Here is a 10,679-nt window from a genome sequence, read left to right on the forward strand (position 1 = left end):
AAAATAAAGCTGTTTTTTTAGACCGCGACGGCGTATTAAACCGCGAAATGGGCGACTATGTATGCCGGGTTGAGGATTTTGAGATTCTTAATAATTTTGATGCCTTAAAAACATTACAGGACAAAGGCTACTTACTTATTGTAGCCACCAATCAGGGCGGCCTGGCAAAAGGCTGGTACAGCGAAGATGAACTGGCAAAAATGCACAGCCAATTAAAAAAATTGTACGGCGAACATGGCGTTGAATTTACAGATATATTCTACTGTCCCCATCATCCCGATTTTACCGGCGATTGTGATTGCCGCAAACCAAAACCCGGATTGCTACTACGGGGCATCGAAAAATACAACCTCGACCCATCCAAATCTTACTTTATCGGCGACCGTGAACGGGATATGACCGCTGCAACTGCTGCTGGTGTAAACGGAATTTTGGTTGACAGTGACCAGCCCTTGAGCGAGGTTTTGGGCATGATTGTGTAAGTTGTTGGAAAGTTTTAAAATTGAAATGTTGTAATGTAAAGATTTTAGCAGGAAGTTGTCTAATCTTTACAAAGTAAAACCATTGAAATTTTTAATAACATTGTAACGTTACAACATTTCAACATTCAAACATTTCAACATTACAACGTTCTCCCATGAAACCATCCCGCTATTTAAATAATCTCGATTCATTTATAGCAGCCTGCATCGGTTTTTTTGCTATTTACCTGTATACAGCGTATAGCGGCGTGGGTATTTCGCCCGATTCTATCATGTATGCCAGCACGGCGACAAACATACAATCGCATTTTTCGCTGTTAACCTTTAATAAAACACCGCTCACTTTTTTCCCCGTTTTTTACCCGTTTTTCCTGGGTGCTATTCAATTTATTACAGGTGCCGATCCGATAAAGGCCGGCGCAATGATTGATGCCACCCTTTTTGCCGTTGTGATATTTACTACCGGCTGGATCATGTCTAAATTCGTTGCACATTCAAGAATCTACAAATGGCTGATCCTCGGCGCTATTATTTTAAGCCCGGGTCTGCTGGAGATCTATACCTACCTGTGGTCGGAGACGTTGTTTATTTTAGAGATCATGCTTTTCATTATCGCCTATTGGCGGTATCTGCAAACTCATACCTTAAAATCGCTGTTATGGGTAGCTATTATTACAGCCATCGCCTGCATCACGCGTTACGTTGGTATTACCATCATTGGGGTAGGCGGATTAATGCTTTTGGTGGATGACCACTTACCCTGGTGGAAAAAAAAGGTTGGCCATGCCTTGTTTTATGGTTTCATATCGATATCCCTGCTGGTAGCCAACCTTATAGTAAACAGCACCGCGACCGGCCTGAGCACCGGCACCCGCGAACCTTCTATTACACCCTTTAAAGATAACCTGTATTACATCGGTACGGTAATAGTTGATTGGGGTGCATTGAGCAACAAGGCGTATCCATTTGCCATTTTAATAGCTTCGATCGTATTGCTCGCGCTGATAGCTGTTTTATTATGGAAAGCCTTTAAAGGAAAGATCAACAGCTACGAGAACATTGTAATCGCTTTTACCATTGTTTACGGCCTTTTTATATTGATCTGGGCAAGTTTCCAGCGGTTCGAGCGGATCAATAGCCGACTTTTATCTCCCATGTTTATCCCGCTATTAATTGCCTGTACCTATTGGGTGCCGGATGTTTTAAACCTTGTAAAATCCAAAGCAAAATATATACTGGCAGGCATAGCGATAATATTAATGGTGGCTTTTGAATACTCCACCTACCAGGCCGACTACCAGCGCTATGACGATGAAGGTGATTATGGCGTACCTGGTTACAGTGACGACGACTGGAACAAATCGGAATTTGTGGTTTATTTAAAACAGCATAAAAACATTTATAAGCCCGGCGCACCAATTTTTAGTGATGCTAATGAGGCGGTTTATTTGTTTACCGGCACCTCTTCGGAGCTCATCCCACATAAATTTTTCCAGAAAGATGTGCAAAAATTTTATGCCCATAAACAGTTTTATTTGATCTGGTTTGATAATTTGTACAATACTGAGCTTGTGAATTTGCCCGATATCATGAAAAACAAAAAACTGGTGAAAATCGGCGCAGCCAAAGAAGGTGAGATTTATTATTGTGACGGAAGGTAAAGGGCATTCTTTACATTTATAGCATTTTTATATTAACACTGTTAAAAACCCGTTTCTAATTTACAGAAAGCTAACTACGCTTATTAAAACAATTTTATTTTGATAATCCAAACATCTCTCTATATTTGCGCCATCAAACCGTCATGGCACCATACGTTGTGTCCCGGTAAATACAAAATGAACAGTTACCAGCAACATCATCTGCCATTGCATCATCACCACCATGTGGTGATCAGCTAATGTATGTTTCTACGCGAAATAACACCCCCGGTTCATTCTTTTCCTTTTAGTTTCTTAATTTTAATCAGTGAAAACACTAAAAATAGCTATCCAGAAATCTGGCAGGCTCAACGAAAAATCCGTTGAATTATTAAAAAATTGCGGCCTCAGCTTCGAAAACTACAAGAGCTCGCTTATCTCCCCTGTATCCAATTTTCCGCTCGAAATTCTTTTTTTGCGCGATGACGACATCCCTGAATATGTACAGGACGGTATTGCCGACCTGGGCATCGTAGGTGAAAACGTGATACAGGAAACCGAAGTGGCAGTAAGTTACCTGCAGCGCCTCGGCTTCGGGAAATGCAGTTTAAAAATTGCAGTCCCCAATAACAACGCTATCCAGCACCTCGACCAGCTTAACGGCAAGGCTATTGCTACCACCTACCCTGTTATCCTCGGCAAATTCCTGAAAGAAAAAAATATTCAGGCTGATATTCGTACCATTTCGGGTTCGGTAGAGATCTCGCCGGGCCTTGGCCTTAGCGACGCCATCTGCGATTTGGTATCGACCGGTGGAACTTTAAAAAGCAATGGCCTTGTACCTTTTGCCGATGTAATGTCGTCTGAAGCAGTACTAATAGGCCGCAAGGGCAGTGAGGATGAAGAGCTGGTAAAAGAATTGATCCAGCGCATCCAGTCGGTATTAAGGGCCAAAGAAACCAAGTATGTGGTATTGAACGTTCATACAGATAATTTATCAGCTATTATCAACCTTTTACCTGGTGTTAAAAGTCCATCAGTTGTACCTTTGGCCGAAGCGAACTGGGTGGCTGTTCATACCGTTATCCCTGAACGTGACTTCTGGGACAAAATAAGCCAGCTGAAACAAGCCGGCGCACAAGGCATAGTGGTAATGCCGATTGAGAAGATAATACTGTAAGCACGGCCCCCCGCCCCCTAAAGGGGGAGGAAAGGGTTTAGGTAATGAGAAATAAATTTTAGGACGTAACACCCCTTTAGGGGGTTTGGGGGCATGAAGACATTTAATTATTCTGATTTAAGCGCATTTGATATCAAAAAACTCGTTCAACGGAATGTTGACCCGGCGAATGAGGTCCGCAGTGTTGTTGAGGATGTTATCACGAAAGTGAAAGAGCACGGCGACAGCGCCCTGCTTGATTTTGCCTTAAAGTTTGACAGGGTTGAACTGCACAATCTTTACCTTGATAAAGAAGAACTGGAAGCCATTGCGGCTGCAGTAACCGCCGAGCAAAAGGCAGCCTTAGAAATCGCTTATAATAACATCTATAAATTTCATGCGGCACAGGTAAAAGCAGAAGAGAAGGTTGAAACCATGCCCGGCGTAACCTGCTGGCGCGAAATGCGGCCTATTGAAAAAGTGGGACTGTACATTCCCGGCGGATCAGCAGTTTTACCAAGCACCTTTTTAATGCTGGGTATCCCGGCAAGAATCGCCGGTTGCCACGAGATTGTGGTTTTTTCGCCACCGCAAAAAAACGGCAAAGTGAACGCCTTTATAGCGTATGTAGCATTATTATTAAGGATTGATAGGATCTATCTGGCAGGGGGTGCACAGGCAATCGCCGCCATGGCTTATGGTACGGAGTCCATTGCTAAAGTGGACAAGATCTTTGGCCCCGGCAACCAGTTTGTTACCAAGGCAAAAACCATTATACAATCCACCACAACCACCGCTATTGATATGCCGGCAGGCCCGTCTGAAGTATTGGTAATAGCTGATGAATCCTGTAACCCGGCTTACGTTGCTGCGGATCTGCTGGCTCAGGCAGAGCACGGTATTGATAGCCAGGCCATACTGGTTTGTACGTCTGCTAAAATAGCCGAAGAGGTTTTAGTTGAAGTAGAAAAACAGGTACCCGTTTTGCCAAGAGCCGAAATCGTTAAACAAGCTTTGGAAAACTCCTACATCGTTGTAACCAATACATTGGATGAAGCCATGCAATTCAGTAACGCTTATGCACCAGAGCACTTAATACTTTCTACCGCAAACTGGCAACAGCAAACTGCAAACATCATTAACGCCGGATCAGTATTCCTGGGTAATTTAACACCCGAAAGTGCCGGTGATTACGCCTCCGGAACCAACCATACTTTACCTACCAGTTCCTATTCAAGGGCCTATTCGGGTGTGTCAGTGGATTCGTTTGTTAAGAAGATCACCTTTCAGCATATTACGCCCGATGGTATAAAAAACATCGGGCCTTCAGTAGAAATTTTAGCAGAGTTAGAAGGCTTACACGCACACAAGAATGCGGTGAGTGTGAGAATAAGCCCCCAAACCCCCTAAAGGGGAGTTACGTCCAAACGATTATTAAAATGGAAGAAGAAAATAAACAATATTATAGCGGCCCTAACGGCAACTCCCCCTTTAGGGGGCTGGGGGGCCTATTAAGAGAAAATATAAAGCGCCTTGTCCCCTATTCATCCGCCCGGGATGAATACCAGGGTGAGGCAAGCGTATTTTTAGATGCCAATGAAAATGCTTTTGGGTCACCATTGGAACAATCCTATAACCGTTACCCTGATCCGCTGCAAATAGAAGTAAAAAAACGTTTGAGCGCCATTAAAGGCGTACCCATTCGCAACATATTTTTAGGGAACGGCAGTGACGAGGCTATTGATATTCTTTACCGCAGTTTTTGTAATCCGGGTGTGGATAATGTGATCCTGGTGCCACCTACTTATGGTATGTACCAGGTATCGGCCAATATAAATGACGTGGCGATCCGGAATGTTCCGCTAACTGCGGATTTCCAGCTCAACCTGGAAGCCATTGCCGAAGCAATTGACAAACATACCAAAATGATCTTTGTATGTTCGCCCAATAACCCCACCGGTAATTCAATCAACCGGGCGGATGTGGAAACCTTGCTGGCAAATTTTGATGGCTTGGTGATAGTGGACGAAGCTTATATCAATTTCAGCAGACAAAGATCCTTTATACAGGAATTAACCGAATTCGGTAACCTGGTGGTATTGCAAACGCTTTCAAAAGCCTGGGGGTTGGCCGGTTTACGCGTTGGGATGGCTTTCGCCAGCGAAGAGATCATTGAGGTAATGAATAAGGTGAAACCACCTTATAACGTGAACGAAGCCTCGCAGCAACTGGCGCTACAGGCATTGGCTAATATTGAACAGGTAAACGCATGGATAAAGGAAACGCTGATACAACGCGATAAATTGGTTTTAGGCTTAAAGGACTTTGAATTTTTGGAGGATATTTACCCGTCGGACGCAAACTTTATCCTCGTAAAAACAACGGATCCAAAAGGCATCTATAACTTCCTGGTTCAACAGGGAATTATCGTGCGCGACCGTTCAAAAGTGGAATTATGTGCAGGTTGTTTACGTATAACTGTTGGTACGCCGGCGGAAAATGAAATATTGTTAAATACTTTACAAAACTATAAATGAGCAAACTGCAAAAAATATTGTTTGTCGACCGCGACGGCACCATGATCAATGAAACGCCTGACGAACAGATCGATTCATTTGCCAAACTTGAATTTTACCCGGGTGCTTTGCAATATCTCCCAAAAATCGCCAAAGAACTTGACTATGAACTGGTAATGGTAACCAACCAGGATGGTTTGGGCACAGCCAGCTACCCCGAAGATACGTTTTGGCCGGTACATAACTTTATAATACAAACCTTTAAAAATGAAGGTGCAATTTTCTCCAACTTTTGTATAGACAGGACTTTCCCCGCAGATAATGCTCCTACCCGAAAACCTGCCACCGGTTTGCTCACTCAGTATTTTGATACTGAAAAATATGATCTGAAAAACTCCTTCACCATCGGCGACAGAAAAAATGACGTGCTTTTAGGGTACAATTTAGGCGCTAAAGCCATCTGGCTGAACAACCATTCCAATCTTGGCGGCGCTGAATTCAGCGGGCCGGAAGAAGAACAAAAAGTAAAAAGTACCGTCGCGCTGGAAACCACCGATTGGGAAAAGATCTATGAGTTTCTAAAGCTCGGCGAACGGGTGGTTGAGCACAGGCGTTCGACCAAAGAAACGGACATCTATATCAAAATAAACCTTGACGGGACAGGCGAAGCCAAAGTATCCACCGGCCTGCATTTTTTCGATCACATGCTCGACCAGATCGCCCGCCACGGCAGTATCGACCTGGAAATAACAGCCAACGGCGACCTGCACATCGACGAACATCATACCATTGAAGATACCGGCATTGCCTTAGGCGAAGTTTTTGCCACCGCACTTGGAAATAAAAAAGGTATTGAGCGCTATGGTTTCTGCTTGCCGATGGACGACTGCCTGGCCCAGGTAGCCCTTGATTTTGGCGGCCGGAACTGGATAGTTTGGGACGCCGAATTTAAAAGAGAAAAAATAGGCGAAATGCCGACAGAAATGTTCTTTCACTTTTTTAAATCATTCTCGGATGCGGCCAAATGCAATTTAAATATTAAAGCCGAGGGCGAAAACGAACATCATAAAATTGAGGCGATATTTAAAGCCTTCGCCAAAGCCATTAAAATGGCGGTGAAGAGAGACGGGAATAAAATGGTGTTACCCTCAACTAAAGGTTTACTATAGTTTTCGTTAGCAGAAAAAAAAACTGCAAACCAAGTTAAAACAAAGATGATAGGAATTATAAATTACGGAGCGGGGAATATTTTCTCATTAATTTCTGCTTTAGAAAGACTGGGCATAAGTTATGGAATGATTAACCGCGAAGAAGATTTTGAGTTATACGACCGCTATATTATTCCTGGCGTAGGCCATGCAGGAGCAGCTATGGCCAAGTTGGAGCATACCGGCCTGGTGCCAAAAATAAAGGCGCTTAAAAAGCCCACTTTGGGTATTTGTGTAGGTATGCAATTGTTAACCGCACACTCCGAAGAAGGCGATGCTAACCTACTGGATATTTTCCCGATAAATACTTTGAAATTTGATGGAAACACTGAATTTAAGGTACCTCATACGGGCTGGAACCAGGTGTTCCCTGAAAAGGAAAACCCCTTATTTCAAAATATTCCGGCCGGTTCACACTTTTACTTCGTACATTCATACTTTATTGAGTATAATAAGGCATACACCTTATCATCAACAACATATATCAACCAGTTTTCGGCATCAATTTGGCGGGATAATTTCTACGGGGTACAGTTTCACCCCGAAAAATCAGGGACTTATGGAGAAACGCTACTAAAGAATTTTTCAAAATTATAAAGACATGTATATTATTCCGGCAATAGATATATTGGATAAAAAAGTCGTCCGCCTGCGTGAGGGCGACTATAAACAGGTTACAAATTACGACGTATCCCTGGAGGAAATGATCGAAAAGTACCAGTCCTACGGCACCAATATGATCCATATCATCGACCTCAACGGCGCCAAAAACGATTTCAGCAACCAGCAATACCTTTTTGAGGTGATCAAAAAAACAGACATGAAGGTGCAATATGGGGGCGGTATCCGCAGTATCGAAAAGGTTAAGGAATTAATTGATGCAGGTGTTTACCGGGTAATTGTGGGCACCCAGGCGCTTACTAATCCTTCCTTCCTTCCTGAACTGAGTAAAGAAATTTGCGGCCGCGACAAATGCTCCGACCAGGTAGTAATTGCTATCGACGTTTTGGACGAAGTGATCAAATATTCCGGATGGATGGAAAGCTCCCCCATTAAACTGATGGATTATGTTGATAAATGCCTCGCGCTTGGCTTCTTCCGATTTTTGTGTACCGATATTGGTAAAGACGGAAAATTGGGTGGTGCCGGCATCGATCTTTATGAAAAACTGCTTGACCACTCTCCGTTCATTAAACTGATCGCTTCGGGCGGCGTAAGTTCCATGGATGATATTGAAAAGCTAAATCGCTTAAAAGTAGAGTCGTGTGTGGTAGGAAAAGCAATTTATGAAGGACACATTACCATCGAAGAAATAAAAAACTGGAATCTGGAATCTTTAATTTCCATCTAGCCCCCTAACCCCCTAAAGGGGGAACTATAGTTGAATTTGAAAAACAAAATGTTTTTGGGTGCAAACAGTTTGATATTCAAAAATGCGGCGGCACTTAGAAATAATATGACTTCTGCAGAGATGATATTATGGGGGCATTTGAAGGGTAGTCAACTTGGTGCAAAATTCAGAAGACAGCATCCATTAGGTATTTATATTGCTGATTTTTATTGTCATCAACACAAACTTATTGTCGAAGTTGATGGTAGCATTCACAATATTCCGGAGATAGCTAGCCATGATTTAGAAAGACAACTTAATATCGAAAATGATGGCATGAAAGTTCTTCGTTTCAAAAATGAAGAGATATTTAATCAAATAGAAAAAGTATTGAATACAATTAATGAAGCGATAAGCTCCCCCTTTAGGGGGCGGGGGGGGCTGGCAAAGCGTATCATTCCCTGTTTAGACGTTAAAGACGGCCGTACGGTTAAAGGCGTAAACTTCGTCGACCTGCGTGACGCAGGCGACCCTGTTGAATTGGCCTGGAACTATTCGCGCCAGGGAGCCGATGAACTGGTATTCCTGGATATAACGGCTACTGTCGAACGCCGCAAAACCATGGTTGAGCTGGTTAAATCCGTGGCAAGGCAGATCAATATACCATTTACTATTGGTGGAGGTATTAACGAAATAGCCGATGCTGATGCTTTGCTGAATGCGGGAGCCGATAAGATCTCTATTAATTCTGCTGCGGTACGTAACCCGGCATTAATTAACGAACTGGCAAATGCCTTTGGTGTTCAGTTTGTAGTGATAGCGGTCGATACCCGGGTGATGGGTGGTAAAAATATCGTTCATCTAAATGGTGGTCGTTTACCCACCGATAAAGAAACTATGGATTGGATCCTGGAAGCCGAAAGCCGCGGAGCAGGTGAAATATTACTTACGTCGATGGATCATGATGGCACGAAAACCGGCTTTGACAATATATTTTTAAAGCAGGTGAATGATGCAGTAAAGATACCGGTTATCGCCTCAGGAGGTGCCGGCAACGTACAGCATTTTGTGGATGTTTTTGAACAAAGCAACGTAGACGCGGCACTGGCGGCGTCGGTATTTCATTATGGGGAGATATTGATTCCGGATTTGAAAAAGATTTTGAAACAGCACCATATTGAGGTGAGAGAAGCATAAAATTATTAACACTTTAACCCGCCTTCTATGTCGTCACAGACTGCTAATTGAGCAGTTGTTTGTGGGGACAAAAACAACGGGGAATGAGGGAGAGAAAATATAATGAACATCGATTTTAACAAAACAGACGGATTAGTACCTGTAATTATACAGGACTGGCAAACATTGGAAGTACTGATGCTGGGCTATATGAACCAGGAAGCTTTTGATAAAACCGTTAACGAAAATATAGTAACCTTCTTCTCCAGGTCTAAAACCCGGTTGTGGACAAAAGGCGAAACCAGCGGCAATTTCCTGCATGTAAAAAACATTCATTTGGATTGTGATAATGATACTTTGTTGATTAAAGTAGATCCAATTGGCCCAACATGCCATACTGGTTCACGCAGCTGTTTTAAAACAGATTACAACCAGAATTTTATATTCCAGCTGGAAAATATTGTAGCCGACCGATATGCCAATCCGAAAGAAGGTTCGTATGTAAATAAGCTACAGGCAAAAGGTTTAAATAAGATAGCACAAAAGGTTGGTGAAGAGGGAGTTGAAACTGTAATTGCCGCCTTAGCTGAAACCGAAACCGATTTGATCAACGAGGCATCGGACCTTGTTTTTCACCTTATCGTTTTATTGCGCGAAAAAGGCCTTAACCTGGAACGGATCGCGTTGAATTTGGAAGAAAGACATCGTTAGTTATTAGTTCATGGATCATAGTTCATGGTTCATAGCCTTTTTTGGGATATAACCTCGAACTATGATCTTCATGCCATGAACCATCAACCATCAACCATGAACCAACCATGATCTCAATACAAAAAACAGCCGAATTAACAGGGCATGGTAACCCGATATTTACCCTTGAGCTTTCCCAAAAGCCAGGGATATTATTTAGCGGGGGTAATGATAAAGGCCTCGTAGAATGGAACCTTAAAAATAACGCGTTTATTAAAGTGATGTTCCCCGTAAATGCATCTATCTATGCAATACACGGCCCGGTTGGCTTTCCCTTATTGTTTGCCGGTTTGCGTAATGGGGACGTGCTGGTCTTTGATTTTATAAAACAGCAGGTAGTTAAAACACTGAAGTACCATCAAAATCCGGTGTTTGATATCAAATCAGTGGCCGGCAAAAAGGAATTACTAGTAGCTTC

At 42.9% G+C, this 10,679-nt stretch carries 11 protein-coding genes and 2 pseudogenes; all 13 read left to right on the top strand.

Translation table 11 applies throughout. From position 1 onward, the window contains the following. A partial coding sequence (locus QZY09_RS08895) for an HAD family hydrolase (protein WP_295671241.1) occupies positions 1-482 on the top strand: 482 nt, incomplete at its 5' end. A 155-nt stretch (positions 483-637) separates the two neighbouring features. Continuing rightward, positions 638-2,143, top strand: a complete 1,506-nt coding sequence (locus tag QZY09_RS08900) for a hypothetical protein (protein ID WP_295671244.1) — start codon at positions 638-640, stop codon at positions 2,141-2,143. Between the two features lie 99 nt (positions 2,144-2,242). Beyond that, positions 2,243-2,383 carry a hypothetical protein gene (locus QZY09_RS08905; protein WP_295671247.1) on the top strand — a complete coding sequence of 47 codons (141 nt, stop codon included), beginning with the start codon at positions 2,243-2,245 and terminating at the stop codon, positions 2,381-2,383. 67 nt (positions 2,384-2,450) lie between these two features. Next, on the top strand, positions 2,451-3,302 hold the full coding sequence (hisG, locus tag QZY09_RS08910; RefSeq protein ID WP_295671250.1) for an ATP phosphoribosyltransferase: 852 nt from the start codon (positions 2,451-2,453) through the stop codon (positions 3,300-3,302). A gap of 93 nt (positions 3,303-3,395) precedes the next feature. Further along, positions 3,396-4,691: a histidinol dehydrogenase gene (gene hisD / locus QZY09_RS08915; protein WP_295671253.1), complete on the top strand. Its 1,296-nt coding sequence runs from the start codon at positions 3,396-3,398 to the stop codon at positions 4,689-4,691. 29 nt (positions 4,692-4,720) lie between these two features. Continuing rightward, positions 4,721-5,818 (top strand): histidinol-phosphate transaminase, encoded by a 1,098-nt coding sequence (gene hisC / locus QZY09_RS08920; RefSeq protein WP_295671256.1) that lies wholly within the window; start codon positions 4,721-4,723, stop codon positions 5,816-5,818. Further along, entirely contained in the window at positions 5,815-6,966 is a 1,152-nt protein-coding gene (gene hisB, locus QZY09_RS08925) for a bifunctional histidinol-phosphatase/imidazoleglycerol-phosphate dehydratase HisB (protein WP_295671259.1), read from the top strand. Before hisC ends, hisB begins: the two co-directional genes overlap by 4 nt. 45 nt (positions 6,967-7,011) lie before the next feature. Then, positions 7,012-7,602: an imidazole glycerol phosphate synthase subunit HisH gene (gene hisH / locus QZY09_RS08930; RefSeq protein WP_295671262.1), complete on the top strand. Its 591-nt coding sequence runs from the start codon at positions 7,012-7,014 to the stop codon at positions 7,600-7,602. A 4-nt stretch (positions 7,603-7,606) separates the two neighbouring features. Further along, positions 7,607-8,356, top strand: coding sequence for a 1-(5-phosphoribosyl)-5-[(5-phosphoribosylamino)methylideneamino] imidazole-4-carboxamide isomerase (locus QZY09_RS08935; protein WP_295671265.1), 750 nt, complete (start codon positions 7,607-7,609; stop codon positions 8,354-8,356). A gap of 48 nt (positions 8,357-8,404) precedes the next feature. Beyond that, positions 8,405-8,737: pseudogene (locus tag QZY09_RS08940) on the top strand (endonuclease domain-containing protein); the annotation flags it as partial. Between the two features lie 39 nt (positions 8,738-8,776). Further along, the gene (hisF, locus tag QZY09_RS08945) at positions 8,777-9,532 is read left to right on the top strand and encodes an imidazole glycerol phosphate synthase subunit HisF (RefSeq protein WP_295671273.1); all 756 of its coding nucleotides are present in this window, start codon (positions 8,777-8,779) and stop codon (positions 9,530-9,532) included. 102 nt (positions 9,533-9,634) lie between these two features. Then, entirely contained in the window at positions 9,635-10,222 is a 588-nt protein-coding gene (hisIE, locus tag QZY09_RS08950) for a bifunctional phosphoribosyl-AMP cyclohydrolase/phosphoribosyl-ATP diphosphatase HisIE (protein ID WP_295671268.1), read from the top strand. Between the two features lie 107 nt (positions 10,223-10,329). Further along, positions 10,330-10,679, top strand: a pseudogene (locus tag QZY09_RS08955) (WD40 repeat domain-containing protein); the annotation flags it as partial.

The sequence above is a fragment of the uncultured Mucilaginibacter sp. genome (assembly GCF_903913935.1).
Taxonomy (GTDB): Bacteria; Bacteroidota; Bacteroidia; order Sphingobacteriales; family Sphingobacteriaceae; genus Mucilaginibacter.